The sequence below is a fragment of the Bradyrhizobium sp. CB1717 genome (genome assembly GCF_029714325.1).
GTDB lineage: Bacteria > Pseudomonadota > Alphaproteobacteria > Rhizobiales > Xanthobacteraceae > Bradyrhizobium.
Map to the genome: position 1 here is coordinate 2,160,452 of NZ_CP121666.1, position 14,840 is coordinate 2,175,291.

Here is a 14,840-nt window from a genome sequence, read left to right on the forward strand (position 1 = left end):
GTCAATGTCGCTCAATAATGCGGCGGGCGCTCGTTGGCGGGGCCCGGCGCATTGGCTTCGGCGTTCTGCAGTCGCTCGCCGAGCTCTGCGATCTTCCGCGTCAGCGCGTCGATCTGCTTCCACTGCGCGGTGATGGTCTGGTTGAGCGTCTCGATCGTGTCGTCCTGATAGGCGATGCGCATCTCCAGCGTGTCGATGCGCTCGCTCAGCGTCTTGATCTCATTCGTCACGTGCCGCGTCCTTGTCCCGTTCCCTCAAGCCATGGCCAAGCGCAACGCGCTCGTCGAACACGAAGCACTCGCCGCGCCAGCGGCTCTGTGCCTCCGGCACCACTTCCAGATATTTCAGGATGCCGCCCTTGAGGTGATAGACCTCGGCAAAGCCGCGGGCGAGCAGGTGTGCGCTCGCCTTTTCGCAGCGGATGCCGCCGGTGCAGAACATCGCGATCCTGCGGTGTTTGGCCGGATCGAGCTTCTCCGCGGCAAACTCCTTGAACTGGCCAAAGCTCTTGATGTGAGGATCGACCGCGCCCTCGAACGTTCCCATCGCGACTTCGAAGGCGTTGCGGGTATCTAACACCAGCGTGTCGGGTGCCGCGATCAGCGCGTTCCATTCGTTCGCATCGACATAGGTACCGACCTGACGCGTCGGATCGGCGGCCACATCGCCCAGCGTGACGATCTCCTTCTTCAGCCGCACTTTGAGGCGGCCGAACGGCATCGCCTCAGCGGTCGAGAACTTCAATTCGAGGCTGTTCAGCCGGCCGCCGAACAGGGCGCCGTGTGCGAGCTCGTGGGCGAACGTGTCGATCGCCTCGGCCGCGCCCGCGATGGTGCCGTTGATGCCCTCCTCGGCCAGCAGCACGCTGCCCTTCAGCGCAAGGCCGGCGCAGAGCGCGCGCAGCGGCTCGCGCAGCTCGCGGTAATCGGGCAGGGCGGCGAATTGATAGAAGGCGCAGACCTTGGTGATCATGGCGGCTCGTTTAGCAGGCGGCCGCCGCCCAGAAAACCCGCATGGCTGAAGGTTAATTCCCGTCTATACGCCCAGCGGATGGCTGCCATTTCCCTGGTATGCCAGCATTGCCCCGATGGGCCGGAATGTGTCATGTAGACCCGGTTTTTTCCGAGACGGCGCGGCGCGCGCATCCACGGCCAAGAAAGCCTCAAGAACGCCTAACGAGAGCAAGAATTCGATGAGAAACTTCCATTTCCCCGGCAGGTCCACGGTCCACGCCACCAACGCGATGGTTGCGACCTCGCATCCGCTGGCCTCGCTGGCCGCGATCGAGGTGCTGCGCGAGGGCGGCACGGCGGTGGACGCGGCGGTCGCCGGCTCGGCCTTGCTCGGCGTGATCGAGCCGCAGTCGACCGGTATCGGCGGCGACTGCTTTGCGCTGATCCAGCCCCGCGGTGAAGGCAAGATCATCGCCTATAACGGCTCCGGCCGCGCCCCGAAGGCGGCGAGCGCCGACTGGTATCTCGAGCGCAAGATCAACTCCGTGCCGCTGACTTCGGCGCATGCGGTCTCGATCCCCGGCGTGATCGACGCCTTTGCGACCGTGCTGCGCGATCACGGCAAGTTCGGCTTCGACCGCCTGCTCCAGCCCGCGATCAAGGCGGCTGAGGAGGGCTATGTCGTCGCCCCGCGCATCGCCTTCGACTGGAAGAACCAGTTCGAGAAGCTGAAGAATGGCACCAACACCGTGCGCTACCTGCTGCCGGGCGGCAAGCCGCCGGTGGCCGGCGACGTCATCCGCCAGGCCGAGCTCGGCAAGACGCTGCGCGCGATCGCCAAGGACGGCCGCGACGCCTTCTACAAGGGCGCGATCGCGGAGGACATGGTCGAGACTCTGCGCGGCATCGGCGGTTTGCACACGCTCGACGATTTCGCCGCGCACACGACCGAAGTGACCACGCCGATCGGCTCCATGTACAAGGGCTACGACGTCTGGCAGTGCCCGCCGAACGGCCCGGGCGTCACCGCGCTCCTGATGCTCAACATCCTGTCGCGCTTCGACCTGACCAAATACGCGCCCGTCAGCGTCGAGCGCTTCCATCTCGAGGCGGAGGCCGCGCGCATCGCCTATATGAATCGCGAGATGCACGTCGCCTCGCCCGAGCACATGAAGATCAACGTCGCCGAGATGCTCGAGAAGGGTTTTGCCGACGAGTACATCAGCAAGATCCGCATGGACGGCATGCTCGACCTGCCCAACGTCGCGCCGCCGATGAATCCCTCGACCATCTACATCACGGTGGTGGACAAGGACCGCAACGTTTGCTCGTTCATCAATTCGGTGGCGCACTCCTTCGGCTCGGCGATCGTCTCCAACAAGACCGGCGTGCTGTTCCAGAACCGCGCCGGCGGCTTCCGCATCCAGCCCGGCCATCCCAACTGCATCGAAGGCGGCAAGCGCCCGCTGCACACGATCATGCCGGGCCTGCTCACCAAGGGCGGCCGTTCCACGATGTCGTTCGCGGTGATGGGCGGCCAGTACCAGCCGACCGGCCAGACTCATCTGCTGACCAACATCCTCGATTACGGCTGCGACGTGCAGGAAGCGATCGACATGCCGCGCGGCCTGCACTACGAGGGCCAGTACCAGCTCGAGGACAGCGTTCCCGCCGACATCGTCGAGGGTCTGAAGAAGCTCGGCCACAAGACCACCAGCGTGGTCGGCCCGCTCGGCGGCGCCCAGGCGATCTGGATCGATTGGGACAAGGGCACGCTCACCGGTGGTTCCGATCCGCGCAAGGACGGCTGCGCGCTGGGTTATTGATCAGGCTGCGAGACAGGTTCCTCGCGGACGATCAGAAAAAGTTGACGGAGGGCGGCGCGGCATCAGCTGCGCCGCCCTTTCTCATTCGGAACGGGGCTCATCGCTCCCAGTTAAGGGCGGAGCGGCGCAGGTGTGCGCCGCTTGATCCGAAAGCGGCGGAGGCCGTTCATGCCCGACAACTCGAGTTCCAGACCATCCGGCTTCGACCGACGCGCCTTCATGGCCGGTGCTGCCGGCAGCGCGCTTGTTCCGATGACGGCGCGCGCGGCTGCGCAGGACCCACGCGCACCGGCCGCACAGGATCCGTCAGCCCCGGTCGACGTCACGCTGCATGTGAACGGCAAGGATCGGCGCCTGCGCATCGATGCGCGCACGACCGTGCTCGACGCGCTTCGCGAGCATATGGGCCTCACCGGCAGCAAGAAAGGTTGCGACCACGGCCAGTGCGGCGCATGCACGGTGCTGATCGGTGACCGCCGCGTGGTGTCGTGCCTGACGCTGGCGCTTGCAGCCGAAGGGCAGGAGATCACGACGATCGAAGGCCTCGCCACCGATGATCGCCTGCACCCGATGCAGCAGGCCTTCGTCGACAATGATGCGTTCCAATGCGGCTATTGCACGCCCGGCCAGATCATGTCGGCGATTGCCTGCGTGAAGGAAGGTCATGCGGGCTCCGAGGCCGACATCCGCGAATACATGAGCGGTAACATCTGCCGCTGTGCCGCCTATCCCAACATCGTCGCGGCCGTGAAGCAGGCTGCGCCCGAGATATCGAAAGGCTAAGCGCATGCGACCCTTCCTGTATCAGAAGGCGACGGACCCCGACATGGCGGTGCAGGCGCTCAGCGCCGCTGCCGCGGCCAACAATCCGCTGACCCATGCCACCGCGCAGCCGCTTGCCGGCGGCACTACGCTGATCGATCTGATGAAGCTCGACGTGATGCGGCCGACCGCGATCGTCGACATCAATCCGCTCGCACAAGGCTGGTCGGCGATCGAGCCTGATGGCGAGAACCTGCGGCTCGGCGCGCTAGCGAAGATGTCCGACGTCGCCGCGCATGACGAGATCCAGCGCAACTATCCCGTCATCGCCAATTCCCTGAAGCTCGCCGCCAGCGCCCAGCTGCGCAACATGGCAACGCTCGGCGGCAATGTGATGCAGCGGACGCGCTGCAGCTATTTTCGCGATGTCTCCTACGCGAACTGCAACAAGCGCAATCCGGGCTCGGGCTGCGCGGCGATGGACGGCGTCAACCGCATGCATGCAGTGCTCGGCGTCTCCGATCAGTGCATCGCGACCTATCCCGGCGATTTCGCCCAGGCCCTGATCGCGCTGGATGCGTCGGTCGAGATCACGGGCAAGTCCGGCAGCCGCAGCATACCCTTCGCGGAGCTGCACAAGGCGCCGGGCAATTCGCCTGATATCGAGACCACGCTGCAGCCGGGCGAGCTGATCTCGGCCTTTACTGTCTCCGGCCGCTGGCCGCGGTCGGTCTACCTCAAGGCGCGGGACCGGCAATCCTACGAATTCGCCCTGTCGTCCGCTGCGATCGCGCTCGACGTGCAGGATGGCACGATCCGGGACGCGCGTGTCGCGCTCGGCGGCGTTGCCACGGTTCCCTGGCGCGCCCGCGAGGCGGAGGCGCTGCTTAAGGGGCAGAGGTTCGATGACGGCCTGGCGCAGCGCGCTGCTGATGCCGCCTTTGCAGACGCGCGCGGCCGCCGGCACAACAGCTTCAAGATCGCGCTCGGCAAGCGCGTGGTGGCACGCGCGCTCCAGCAGGCCGTAACGATGGAGATTTGACCATGACTGCTGCTGCTCCCGAGCCAAAGGCGAATATGGGCCAGCCCGTGCCGCGTTATGACGCGCACTCGAAGGTCACGGGGCGGGCGACCTACGCGTCCGACATGCCGCTGGCCAATCCGGCCTATGCGTTCCTGGTCACCAGCGCGATTTCCAAGGGCCGCATCGACAATTTCGACCTCGACGACGCCCGGGGCGTTCGCGGCGTGATCGACATCGTCACGCACGAGAATGCGCCAAAGCTGAAGGAATCAAAACTGTTCAGCAATGGCGGCTATGCCGGGACCACGATCCAACCACTGAAGTCGCCCGACATCGCCCATGACGGCCAGATCATCGCGGTCGTCGTCGCCGAAAGCTACGAGGCCGCGCGCGAGGCGGCCAATCGCGTCAAGGTCAGCTATACGGTCGTTACGCCCAGCGCGACCTTCGACTCGCCGGGCACGACGACAGCCGCCGCGAAGGGACAAAACTCGCAGTTCAAGGAAGACCCGAAGGTCGGCGATTTCGCTAAGGCGTTCGAGGCGGCCGAGATACAGCTCACCGCCGCCTACGGTACGCCGCCGCAGCACCACAATCCGATGGAGCTGTTCACGACGAGCTGCGCCTGGATCGGCGACGATCTCGTCATCTACGAGCCCAGCCAGTACGTCCATGGTCTGAAGAACGGCGTCGCCGAGCAACTCGGCATCGACGCCGACAAGGTCCGCGTGGTCAACCCTTACGTCGGCGGCGGCTTTGGCTCGCGCGGCTCGATGACGCCGCGCACCGCGATCATTGCCGCCATCGCAAAACGTTTGAACCGGCCGATCAAGCTGGTTCCGACCCGCGACCAGGGTTTTACCATCACGACCTACCGCGCCGAGACGCGCCACGAGATCAAGCTCGGCGCCAGCCGCGACGGCAAGCTGGTGGCGCTCAGGCACGAAGGCGCCGAGGTCTCCTCGCGGCCGGATGCGTATTGCGTCGGCGGCACCAAGACGACGACGCGGCTCTATGCCTGCCCGAATGTCGACAGTCTGGTGTCGATCGTGCGCGCAGACCGCAATACGCCGGGCTTCATGCGCTCCCCGCCGGAGGTGCCGTATCTGTTCGCGCTGGAAAGCGCGATGGACGAGCTCGCCGTGAAGCTCGACATGGATCCCGTCGAGCTCCGCCGCATCAATGACACCACCACCGAGCCGATCGAAGGCAAGCCCTATACGTCGCGATCGCTGATGGCGTGCTTCGACGAGGCTGCCAAGGCGTTCGGCTGGTCGCAGCGATCGCCGCAGCCGAAATCGATGGCGGAGGGCGACTGGCTGATCGGCTACGGCTGCGCGGCCACCTGCTATCCGACCCAGATGGGACCGGCAGCCGCCCGTGTGCGCCTCCAGCGTGACGGCCGTACCCGGGTCGAGATCGCCGGTCATGAGATCGGGACCGGGGCCTATACGGTCATCGCGCAGACCGCGGCAGAGCGGCTCGGCGTGCCCCTGGAGAAGGTCGCGGTCTTCATCGGCGACAGCGATCTGCCGCCGGCGCCGGTTGCAGGCGGCTCGAACTCGACCGCGAGCACCTGCTCGGCGGTGATGATGGTGTGCGACCAGATTCGCCGGCGCCTGTTCAAGGCCGTGATGCCTGACAGTCTCACAGACAAGGCCAAGGAGACCGTTGGCATCAGCCAGGCGCCAACGACCCAGGCCGCGAAGAGCGATCGTCCGCTCGATATCGAGAAGGCCTTCGACGCGCTCGGCGTCAGCGTGGTCGAGGAATATGGCGAGTGGAAGCCGGAAGGCGCGCCGCTGGACTCGTTCCGGGCCATGCACAGCGGGCACGTACGTCTCGTCGGCGGCCATCAAATGAAGGACAAGATCGCCTACGCATTCGGTGCCGAATTCGTCGAGGTCAGGGTCAACCGCTTCACGCACGAGATCCGCTGTCCTCGCCTCGTCGGCGCGTTCGCGGCCGGCCGCATCATGAACCCGCGCACGGCGCGGAGCCAGCTGATGGGCGGCCTGATCTGGGGCATGTCCTCGGCGCTGCTGGAGGCCACCGAGATCGACGAGCGCAATGCGCGCTACGTCAACGACAATCTTGCCGACTATCTCGTGCCAGTGAACGCGGACGTCCCCGGCGTCGAGGTGATCCTGCTCTCCGAGCAGGACGATCACATCAATCCCGCGGGCGCGAAGGGGCTCGGCGAGCTCGCCAATGTCGGCACCAATGCGGCGATCTGCAACGCGCTCTATCACGCCACCGGTCAGCGCATCCGCAAGCTCCCGGTCAGGCTGGAAAATATCGAGGTCTAAAGGGGTGGAAACGGCGACGGCGTTGGGTTAGACACCTCCCGCCTCAAATGGAAGGTGTCTTAATGCAGCGTTTCCAGCGCGTGCTCCTCGCTATCATGTCGGCACTCGCGATCACCGTGATCGCCAGCGTGTCCGATTTCGTTTCCACCACGGCCTCGGCCCAGACCGCAGGAAAGACCATGACCACAGCTTCAGGCTTGCAGATCATCGATACCGCCGTCGGCACCGGCGCCTCGCCGCAGCCCGGCCAGATCTGCGTGATGCATTATACCGGCTGGCTCTATGAGAACGGCCAGAAGGGCAAGAAATTCGACTCCTCCGTCGATCGCAAGGAGCCATTCGAGTTTCCGATCGGCAAGGGCCGCGTGATCGCGGGCTGGGACGAGGGCGTCGCCTCGATGAAGGTCGGCGGCAAGCGCACGCTGATCATTCCGCCGCAGCTCGGCTACGGCGCACGCGGCGCCGGCGGCGTGATCCCGCCGAACGCGACGCTGATGTTCGACGTGGAATTGCTCGCGGTGAAGTGACGGCGCAGCCGTCATTCCGGGATGGTCCGACGGACCAGACTTCAGGTGCGCAATTGCGCACCGGGGCATCTCGAGATCCCGGGTTCGATGCTACGCATCGCCCCGGGATGACTGAGCAAGACAAACAAAAAGACCGGCCTCGCGGCCGGTCTTTTCGTTTTCAGATCGATGCGTCACTCCGCCGCGCGGCGTGCCGCAGCCGCGGCGCGATCCATCGCGTCCTTTGCGGCGTCCTTGGCATCGCCCATGGCTTGCTGGCCCTTGCCCTTGACCTCCTGGACCGCGCCTTCGCCCTGCAAGCGCTCGGAACCGGTGGCTTCCCCGATGCCCTGCTTGGCCTTGCCGATCGTCTCGTTGGCGGTGCCCTTGATCTTGTCGGTCGTGCTACCCATGAAGCTCTCCTTCCATTTTGCGCGCGAGGACAACGTCAGGCAGCTACGAGGGTTCCGATTTTGGTATGGCTTGCGGATGCGGCTTCGGGTTAGTTTGCCGCGCACGGAACCAACAGAAAGCAAGTCTCATGACCGGCCATGACCATTCACATTCCCACCATGACCACGATCATCACGACGATCGCTGGAAACATGACGGCGTGCGTGTCATTCCCGGCAACCAGCTCGATACCAACGTGCCGTCGACGGCAGGCATGGACCGCGCGGCGGCGATCAATTTCGCGCGCGTCGGCGCGCAGAAATTGTGGGCGGGCACCGTCAGCATCAAGCCCGACGCCAAGACCGGCGCGCATCACCACGGCCATCTCGAAAGCGTCATCTATGTGGTGAAGGGCAAGGCGCGGATGCGCTGGGGCGAGAAGCTGCAATTCACCGCGGAGGCTGGCCCTGGTGACTTCATTTTCGTGCCCCCGTACGTGCCGCATCAGGAGATCAACGCCAGCCCGGACGAGGTGCTGGAATGCGTGCTGGTGCGCAGCGACGGCGAGGCGGTCGCGATCAACCTCGACATCGAGCCGGTCGAGAAGCCCGAGACCGTGCTGTGGATCGACCCCGTGCACCGGGACCCCAACGAGAAGAAGTAAGGCTGAAGGCCGCGCGGGGTTCGCTGCGACAGAACCCCGCAGGTTAGGGGCAAAAAATATTCGGAAGTCGTGTCGGATGGTCGTCGGGCCATCCGTCCTTGGGCAGAACCCCGCCCAAGGAGCTTCCGATGCCCAGGATGATCTTCGTCAATTTGCCGGTGACCGACCTCAAGCGCGCGACCGCTTTCTATGAGGCGGTCGGCGCGGTCAGGAACCCGCAATTTTCCGACGAGACGGCGAGCTGCATGGTCTTCTCCGAGACCATTTTCGCCATGCTGCTGACCCACGACAAATTCCGCCAGTTCACGCCGAAGCCGATCTCGGATGCTAGGACCTCGAACCAGGTGCTGTTCTGCCTGTCCGCGGACAGCCGCAACGAGGTCGACGAGATCGTCGGCAAGGCCGAGGCGGCGGGCGGGGTGGCCGATCCCGGCCCGAAGGACGAATACAGCTTCATGTACGGCCGCAGCTTCGAGGATCCGGACGGCCACATGTGGGGTGTGAACTGGATGGACCTCGCGGCTTTCGCCGCGCAGTCCGACATGGCGGACGCCTGATCGAAACCCAAGCCAGCTGAAGAGGAGCATTCACGATGTCCAAGCTCGTGCCCTGCATGTGGTTCAACGGCGATGCCGAAGAAGCTGCGAAGTTCTACACCTCGCTGGTGCCGAATTCCGAGATCACGCACGTTCAGCGCAACGTTTCGGACGGCCCGTCCGGCAAGACGGGCTCTGTGCTCGTCGTCGAATTCACGGTGGCGGGGCAGCCCCTGGTCGCGCTCAACGGCGGCATGAAGATGGAGTACACCCACGCGATCTCGCTGATGATCCATTGCGACGACCAGGCTCAGGTCGACAGCGTCTGGAGCGCGTTCCTGGCCCATGGCGGCAAGGCGGAGCAGTGCGGTTGGCTGAGGGATCGCTGGGGCGTCGCCTGGCAGGTGGTGCCGAAGGTGATGTTCGAGTTTTTGTCGAGCCCCGACAAGGCCGCCGCGGCGCGTGCGATGCAGGCGATGATGAAGATGGTGAAGCTGGATGTGGACTTGTTGCGCCGTGCGTTCGAGGGCAAGTCGGCGGCGTGACGTCAACATCGGTGCCGCAGGGTGGGCAAAGGCGCGCCCACCATCTTGCCTCAACCGAGAGAGCTGGTGGGCACGCTTCGCTTTGCCCACCCTACCAGGCCGTGCCCGCCGCTAATAATTGATCCTCAGCCCCACGCCGCCATGAATCGTATTGCCGACCGGTTGCGGGCCCAGCGTGCCGTTGGCGAACAAATCCACGATCCAGCCCTTCTGCACGCGGAAGCCGAGGCGGCCGCCATATTCGAACCAGCCCTGGTTGCCCATGGTCGGCACCACCGTGCCGTTGCCGGTCACCGTGGCGACGATGCCGCTATGGCTGGCGAACGACTGCACCCAGCCGCCGTTGATGTTGGTCTCGATGTTGCTGCCGAACAGATGCGTCCACTGGCCGCCGATCTTGACGAGGCTGGTGCGGTCGGTGCCATCAGCGATGCTGGCGTCGAATGGATTGAACGCCACCGCATTGTCGCTATAGCCGGAGACGCGTTGCCAAAGCTGCCAGACCTCGATCGAGGCTGCGACCTCGTCGCGCGGTGACACGCGGCTCATCCAACCGGCACGGCCATAGACCGCGTAGTTCGAGGCGTTGGTCGAGCTGGTGACGCTGACCGGGCCGAGGCTGGTGTCGTAGCTGCGGGTATAGCGCGCCTTCTCCCATGGCGTCAGGATGGTGCCGACGTCGAAGAACGGGCGCGAGGAGCCCCAATCGGTGAAGTCATAGCGCAGCGCGAAAGCGCCGATCGGCGCGCTGGTGATCTTGTAGCCGCCCTCGTTGTATTGCGTGTAGGCGATGCCGGCGAGCAGCGACAGATTGTTGGTCAGCTCCTTGCGGCCGTGGATGCCGGCCGAGAACGAGCCGGCCGAGCCGAATGCGCTGATGCAGTCGCTGCAATTGATCTGCTCGTTGACGCCGAGCAGCACCGTGCCGAGCACCCGGTTGGTGATCATCTGGTTGAAGCGCTGATTGGCGAGACCGCCGATCGAATTGCCGCTGGAATCCGCGCCGGTCGGGCCCGGCGGTGCAGACGGGCTCGGCGAGGGCGACGGATACGGGTTCGGCGATGGTGACGGAGAGGGGGTCGGCGACGGAGAGGGCGAAGGTGAGGGTGAATAGGTCGGAATGGGTGTCGGTCCGGTGGTGCACTCGGACTCGCACGCCGCCTGGGCTGCAGCCGGGCGGACGTCCAGAGCGACAAGGGCAAGTGCGGTGACGGCGGTCAGCACGCCGGCAAGGATGAATCGTCCGACGTGGAATTTCGTCATCGTCAGCGCCCGCACAGCATGCCGTCGTCATGGACGGCGGGCGTGATGGTCGGCGAGGCGTCGGCATATTGGTTGACCGCGCACAGCCCGGCGCTTGCGGCGCAGTTGGCGGCGAAGGTCCAGGGCGGCGTGTTGGTCTTGGTGATGGAGACCTTGCCGCCGGTCGAGGTGATGATCGCGGTGTCGCCGGGCTGGGTGAGCTGCACGCATTGGAAGCTCAGCGTGCAGACGCTCGCGGCGCCATCCTGAAGCACGACGACGGAGCGGCCGCGCTGGGAGAGGATGTCGAGCGTGGTGCCGCGCACGCCGATGGTCGCGAGCGGTGTCGTGATCTTGTAGGCGGTCTTCTCGGAATGCCCGGTGACGAAGCGGAATGCGCCTGTCGTCATCCGGATCGCGACGTCGCGATAGCTGTGCTCGTCGTTGAAGACGGTGCGGTCGAGCTTCAGCGTCGCGCTCGGGCCGAGCGAGAGGTTGGTGCTGTCGGCCATGACGAAACGGGCCGCGCTGTCGGCGCCGGTGCGCACGGTCTCGTCGCGCAGCATGCTGTCGCCGACGCTGATCGGCGTCGTGGTCGCGGCTACCCGCACCACCTCGTTCTGGATCACGACGGCTTCGCCGACGCGCGTCTGCGCCTGCGCGCAGGGCGCGGCGCACAATGCGGCCGTGAGCAGTGTGGGGAAAAGCCAAAAACGCAAATTCATTTCGCAACCGATCGATGTGTCCCTGATCGTACCGGATCGCGCGCGCTTGCGATGTGGCGGAATTATCACAAGCGGCGCGGGACCTGCGCTATGCTTAGTGACAGTTGCGGCAGAATGCGTTCAATGAAAAGTGCCGTCCCTGTTTTTCTCCGCGGTGAAGCAGAATTGCCACGTAAGAAATCCCCACAAACGTCGCTTGAAGCAGTGGCGGTTCCGATGATGTCGCGGAGTGCAGTGATCGCTGTCGCGATTTTCCTGCTAGCACATCTGGCGCTGCTGATCGGACTCACGACGCCTGAGAAATTCGTCTTCGACGAGGTGCATTATGTGCCGGCGGCGCGGCAGATGCTGGCGCCTGCGATGTCGCAGCCGATGCTCAATCCGATGCATCCGCCGTTGGCCAAGGAGCTGATCGCGGCATCGATCGCGACCTTCGGCGACAACGCGCTGGGCTGGCGCTATCCCGGGGCGTTGTTCGGCGCGCTCGCCATCGTCGCGATCTATCTGTGCGGCCTCGCGCTGTTCGCAGCGCAAGGGCCGGCGATCGCCGCCGCGTTGATCGCGGCCTTCAATCAGATGCTCTACGTGCAGGCGCGCATCGCGATGCTCGACATCTTTGCGCTCGGATTCGGTCTGCTCGCGACCGCCGCCTTCATGCATGGCTTTCGCAGGGAGCGGCCGCATGCACTGTTCGCATTCGCGGGCGCCCTGTTCGGTCTTGCCGCAGCTTGCAAATGGAGCGGCCTGTTTCCACTCGGAGTCTGCATCGCCATCGTCGCGGTGATCCGCCTGATGCAGAGCTGGCGCACGCTGTTCGCCGACGCGAAGCCGGACGACTGGTACCGGCCCGATCTCTGGCCAGACTTCAGCGCCCTCCAGGTCGCGCTTTGCTTCGCCGTGCTGCCGGCGATGACCTATCTCGCCGCCTTCGTTCCGCTCTATGGATTGTCGCTGACCGATCTGGTCGAGGCGCAGCGCCGGATCTTTGCCGACAACACCACGACGGCGATCGCCGGGCACACCTATATGAGCTCGTGGCCATCCTGGCCGCTGCTCGCGCGCCCGGTGTGGTTCCTGTTCGACAAGACGGCGGAGGACAACATCTCCGCGATCGTCTTCCTCGGCAATCCTCTGGTGGCGTGGCCGGCGCTGGCTGCGCTCGCCGTCGTGCTGCGCGATTTCATCGTCGCGCGCCGGTGGGATGCGTTCTTGATCGCCGCGTTCTACTTCGGCCCCTGGCTTGCCTGGGCGTTGCTGCCGCGCACGCTGGGATTCATCTACTACTACCTGCCGGCCGCGACCGCGGCGTCGCTTGCACTGGTCTACGTCCTGCGCCGGGGCGGCATGCCGCGCTGGCTGCTGTGGGTCTATGTCGGCGTCGCCGCGGTCGGGTTTGCGGTCATGCTGCCGATCTCGGCGGCCTTCATCGGCACGTCGATGCAGACATTCAATCGGCTGATGCTGTTCCAGAGCTGGATATGAAACCGCCGCCTGCCGAGGGAGGGCAGGCGGCCTGTTGTAGTTGCGATCAGTTCGGGATCATTTCGACGCGGTCTTGGTGTCCATGTTCACGACCTGGACGCGGCGGTTGATTGGGTCGGCGCCGTTGGCGGTATCCTTCAGCTTGGTCTTGCCGTAGCCGACGGTGACGAGATCGGTGCCGTTGAGGCCGTAGTTCTGCACCAGGTACTTCTTGATGGTGTCGGCGCGCCGTTCGGAGAGGCCCTGATTGTACTCTTCGCCGCCGATCGCATCGGTGTGGCCGGCGACCACGAAGGTCGAGCCCTTCAGCGCCGGGTCGGACAGCGCCTTGCCGAGCGCCTGTACCGACGGCACCGAGGTCTTGGCGATGTCGGCCGAGTTGTAGTCGAACTGGATCTCCAGATCGATCTTCGGCTTGGTCGCGGCGAGCTCGGCGATCTGCTCGCGCTCGCCCGTCGAGAGCGACCGGGTCGAGCGGTTGCGCACCGTGTTCAGGAACGTCGCTTCCTTGGCCTGCGCGGTCGGATCGGCCTGCGGTCCGACGGACAGGCCGCGGGTCACCGGCTTCGGCTTCAGCGCATCCAGGATCTTGTCGGTGGAGACGTTGTTGTCGCCGGCCAGAGCCAGGCCCGCCGTCATCGACAGCGCCGCCGAGAGCGTGATCGCCTTCAGTCCAAAAAACTTATCAAAACGGGTCATTGTCGTATTCCTCGCTGTAACGCCTGATGGCGATTTGATGCTGCGAGCATAGGGGAGGTTCAAAACCCAAAGTGTGATCTTTGTCACGGTAGAAATGGAGGCTTTAAGGCCATCCTGGCGCAATTTGCGGGTTTCTGCCGCATGATGGCCCAGCCGTGCGGTCCGGTCCGGGGAGGGGCGCGAGCGGGGGGAAGAGGAGTGGTCGCATCCTACCCAGCGCGGGTTCGAGCTGCGGTTGTCCTGGCGTGACCCAAATCACCATGGATAGCCGCCGCGAACCGCAAGGCCGGTTCACAAGACGAAACCTGTGCTCACCGATCGTCGCAAAGCCGTCGCGCGATGGCCAGTCTGCGAACAATTTTTCGGCCAGATGCATGCCTAGCACGATGCCTTATCCGACAAGTGCGAATGAAGGGAGCCGAGTTCCGTCCAGTGCCGAGGCCAAGTGACCAGTTCTATCGCAGCGGTCCACCGGATCGGACAGTGTCCCTGAGCTCCCTGCCCATCTATATCGGCGCGGCGATGATCGCGGTGGCGATCCTGCTGTCGACGCTGATCACGGGCATCACCTCGCGCTATGTGGGCCTCGGAGCGCCGACCGACGAGAACATGTGGCTTGTCGACCGTCTCACCGGCAGCGTCTATCGCTGCCAGGCCGAAGGGCGCGGCAGGGCATCGTGTGAGCCGGATGTCGCGACAGGCAGTCTCGGTGGCCGGTCCGGGGCACCAAAGGACAGTCGCTGACCGCTTCTGCCTTCGCACTGCAGCAAGAAAATTGTCTTCTCCGCGAAACGTCCGCGCGAGAGAATACGTAATTGCGATGGCCGGCATGACGCCGGTTTCGTTTTACGGAGGAGACTTTTGATGAAGATCTTGCTCACGGCCGCAGCCTTTGTCGCGTTCACTCTTTCGCTGTCCCCCGCATCCGCCGCCATGATGGCGTGCACCAAGGATAACATGATGAAGACCGCCGCCATGATGGGCGGCACACCCGATACGCCGGCCAAGATGGCAGCCAACAAGGAAATGGCCATGGCCAACACCGACATGAGCAACGGCAAGATGAAGAGCGCCTGCACGCACTACATGAAGTCGCAGAAGGCGATGTCGATGAAGTAGCCGCGCCGCGCGCCGTCCAGCCGCGCTGTCAGCAGATGGCAGCGCGGCTTTTTCT

General features: G+C 64.7%; 17 protein-coding genes. 11 read left to right on the forward strand and 6 right to left on the reverse strand.

The genetic code is table 11. The annotated features are described in order from the left end of the window. Positions 1-11: 11 nt before the first annotated feature. Both QA649_RS10255 and QA649_RS10260 read right to left on the reverse strand, forming a co-directional pair. Positions 12-230, reverse strand: coding sequence for a SlyX family protein (locus tag QA649_RS10255; protein ID WP_283024071.1), 219 nt, complete (start codon positions 228-230; stop codon positions 12-14). Further along, the gene (locus QA649_RS10260; RefSeq protein ID WP_283024072.1) at positions 220-972 is read right to left on the reverse strand and encodes a rhodanese-related sulfurtransferase; all 753 of its coding nucleotides are present in this window, start codon (positions 970-972) and stop codon (positions 220-222) included. Before QA649_RS10260 ends, QA649_RS10255 begins: the two co-directional genes overlap by 11 nt. 220 nt (positions 973-1,192) lie before the next feature. Between QA649_RS10260 and ggt the strand changes: the two genes are divergently transcribed. From ggt to QA649_RS10285, 5 genes are all read left to right on the forward strand, one after another. Further along, positions 1,193-2,779, forward strand: a complete 1,587-nt coding sequence (gene ggt / locus QA649_RS10265; RefSeq protein WP_283024073.1) for a gamma-glutamyltransferase — start codon at positions 1,193-1,195, stop codon at positions 2,777-2,779. Between the two features lie 168 nt (positions 2,780-2,947). Beyond that, a complete protein-coding gene (locus QA649_RS10270) occupies positions 2,948-3,562 on the forward strand; it encodes a (2Fe-2S)-binding protein (protein WP_283024074.1) in 615 nt (204 codons plus the stop codon). A 4-nt stretch (positions 3,563-3,566) separates the two neighbouring features. Continuing rightward, entirely contained in the window at positions 3,567-4,583 is a 1,017-nt protein-coding gene (locus QA649_RS10275) for a xanthine dehydrogenase family protein subunit M (RefSeq protein WP_283024075.1), read from the forward strand. 2 nt (positions 4,584-4,585) lie between these two features. Then, positions 4,586-6,874, forward strand: coding sequence for a xanthine dehydrogenase family protein molybdopterin-binding subunit (locus QA649_RS10280; RefSeq protein ID WP_283024076.1), 2,289 nt, complete (start codon positions 4,586-4,588; stop codon positions 6,872-6,874). A 62-nt stretch (positions 6,875-6,936) separates the two neighbouring features. Next, positions 6,937-7,401, forward strand: a complete 465-nt coding sequence (locus QA649_RS10285) for an FKBP-type peptidyl-prolyl cis-trans isomerase (protein ID WP_018645311.1) — start codon at positions 6,937-6,939, stop codon at positions 7,399-7,401. A gap of 173 nt (positions 7,402-7,574) precedes the next feature. On the opposite strand, the gene QA649_RS10290 is transcribed toward QA649_RS10285, so the two are convergent. Further along, entirely contained in the window at positions 7,575-7,793 is a 219-nt protein-coding gene (locus QA649_RS10290; protein WP_283024077.1) for a CsbD family protein, read from the reverse strand. A gap of 128 nt (positions 7,794-7,921) precedes the next feature. Between QA649_RS10290 and QA649_RS10295 the strand changes: the two genes are divergently transcribed. The 3 genes from QA649_RS10295 to QA649_RS10305 all read left to right on the forward strand — a co-directional run bounded on the left by QA649_RS10295 (position 7,922) and on the right by QA649_RS10305 (position 9,518). Continuing rightward, on the forward strand, positions 7,922-8,437 hold the full coding sequence (locus tag QA649_RS10295) for a cupin domain-containing protein (RefSeq protein ID WP_018645309.1): 516 nt from the start codon (positions 7,922-7,924) through the stop codon (positions 8,435-8,437). A gap of 128 nt (positions 8,438-8,565) precedes the next feature. Further along, positions 8,566-8,994, forward strand: a complete 429-nt coding sequence (locus QA649_RS10300) for a VOC family protein (RefSeq protein WP_026312365.1) — start codon at positions 8,566-8,568, stop codon at positions 8,992-8,994. 35 nt (positions 8,995-9,029) lie between these two features. Then, the gene (locus QA649_RS10305) at positions 9,030-9,518 is read left to right on the forward strand and encodes a VOC family protein (RefSeq protein ID WP_283024078.1); all 489 of its coding nucleotides are present in this window, start codon (positions 9,030-9,032) and stop codon (positions 9,516-9,518) included. Positions 9,519-9,629: 111 nt separating this feature from the next. On the opposite strand, the gene QA649_RS10310 is transcribed toward QA649_RS10305, so the two are convergent. Then, complete coding sequence (locus QA649_RS10310) at positions 9,630-10,781, reverse strand: hypothetical protein (protein WP_283024079.1); 1,152 nt, start codon at positions 10,779-10,781, stop codon at positions 9,630-9,632. A 2-nt stretch (positions 10,782-10,783) separates the two neighbouring features. Continuing rightward, positions 10,784-11,485 carry a FecR family protein gene (locus QA649_RS10315; protein ID WP_211404211.1) on the reverse strand — a complete coding sequence of 234 codons (702 nt, stop codon included), beginning with the start codon at positions 11,483-11,485 and terminating at the stop codon, positions 10,784-10,786. Between the two features lie 51 nt (positions 11,486-11,536). Between QA649_RS10315 and QA649_RS10320 the strand changes: the two genes are divergently transcribed. Further along, complete coding sequence (locus tag QA649_RS10320) at positions 11,537-12,967, forward strand: phospholipid carrier-dependent glycosyltransferase (RefSeq protein ID WP_283024080.1); 1,431 nt, start codon at positions 11,537-11,539, stop codon at positions 12,965-12,967. A gap of 57 nt (positions 12,968-13,024) precedes the next feature. Here the strand turns inward: QA649_RS10320 and QA649_RS10325 are convergent, their stop codons facing one another. Further along, complete coding sequence (locus tag QA649_RS10325; RefSeq protein ID WP_283024081.1) at positions 13,025-13,666, reverse strand: OmpA family protein; 642 nt, start codon at positions 13,664-13,666, stop codon at positions 13,025-13,027. Positions 13,667-14,164: 498 nt separating this feature from the next. Here QA649_RS10325 and QA649_RS10330 point away from each other — a divergent pair, with 498 nt between their 5' ends. Together QA649_RS10330 and QA649_RS10335 are read left to right on the forward strand one after the other, a co-directional pair. Beyond that, a complete protein-coding gene (locus QA649_RS10330) occupies positions 14,165-14,410 on the forward strand; it encodes a hypothetical protein (RefSeq protein WP_283026006.1) in 246 nt (81 codons plus the stop codon). A gap of 120 nt (positions 14,411-14,530) precedes the next feature. Then, positions 14,531-14,785 carry a hypothetical protein gene (locus QA649_RS10335; protein WP_283024082.1) on the forward strand — a complete coding sequence of 85 codons (255 nt, stop codon included), beginning with the start codon at positions 14,531-14,533 and terminating at the stop codon, positions 14,783-14,785. The last annotated feature ends 55 nt before the right edge of the window (positions 14,786-14,840 follow it).

Coding starts and splice junctions, on each gene's coding strand:
- QA649_RS10335 (WP_283024082.1), top strand. CDS start 14,531: ATGAAGATCTTGCTCACGGCCGCAGCCTTTGTCGCGTTCACTCTTTCG.
- QA649_RS10275 (WP_283024075.1), top strand. CDS start 3,567: ATGCGACCCTTCCTGTATCAGAAGGCGACGGACCCCGACATGGCGGTG.
- QA649_RS10290 (WP_283024077.1), bottom strand. CDS start 7,793: ATGGGTAGCACGACCGACAAGATCAAGGGCACCGCCAACGAGACGATC.
- QA649_RS10320 (WP_283024080.1), top strand. CDS start 11,537: ATGTGGCGGAATTATCACAAGCGGCGCGGGACCTGCGCTATGCTTAGT.
- QA649_RS10310 (WP_283024079.1), bottom strand. CDS start 10,781: ATGACGAAATTCCACGTCGGACGATTCATCCTTGCCGGCGTGCTGACC.
- QA649_RS10280 (WP_283024076.1), top strand. CDS start 4,586: ATGACTGCTGCTGCTCCCGAGCCAAAGGCGAATATGGGCCAGCCCGTG.
- QA649_RS10300 (WP_026312365.1), top strand. CDS start 8,566: ATGCCCAGGATGATCTTCGTCAATTTGCCGGTGACCGACCTCAAGCGC.
- QA649_RS10270 (WP_283024074.1), top strand. CDS start 2,948: ATGCCCGACAACTCGAGTTCCAGACCATCCGGCTTCGACCGACGCGCC.
- QA649_RS10260 (WP_283024072.1), bottom strand. CDS start 972: ATGATCACCAAGGTCTGCGCCTTCTATCAATTCGCCGCCCTGCCCGAT.
- QA649_RS10295 (WP_018645309.1), top strand. CDS start 7,922: ATGACCGGCCATGACCATTCACATTCCCACCATGACCACGATCATCAC.
- QA649_RS10325 (WP_283024081.1), bottom strand. CDS start 13,666: ATGACCCGTTTTGATAAGTTTTTTGGACTGAAGGCGATCACGCTCTCG.
- QA649_RS10305 (WP_283024078.1), top strand. CDS start 9,030: ATGTCCAAGCTCGTGCCCTGCATGTGGTTCAACGGCGATGCCGAAGAA.
- QA649_RS10315 (WP_211404211.1), bottom strand. CDS start 11,485: ATGAATTTGCGTTTTTGGCTTTTCCCCACACTGCTCACGGCCGCATTG.
- QA649_RS10285 (WP_018645311.1), top strand. CDS start 6,937: ATGCAGCGTTTCCAGCGCGTGCTCCTCGCTATCATGTCGGCACTCGCG.
- ggt (WP_283024073.1), top strand. CDS start 1,193: ATGAGAAACTTCCATTTCCCCGGCAGGTCCACGGTCCACGCCACCAAC.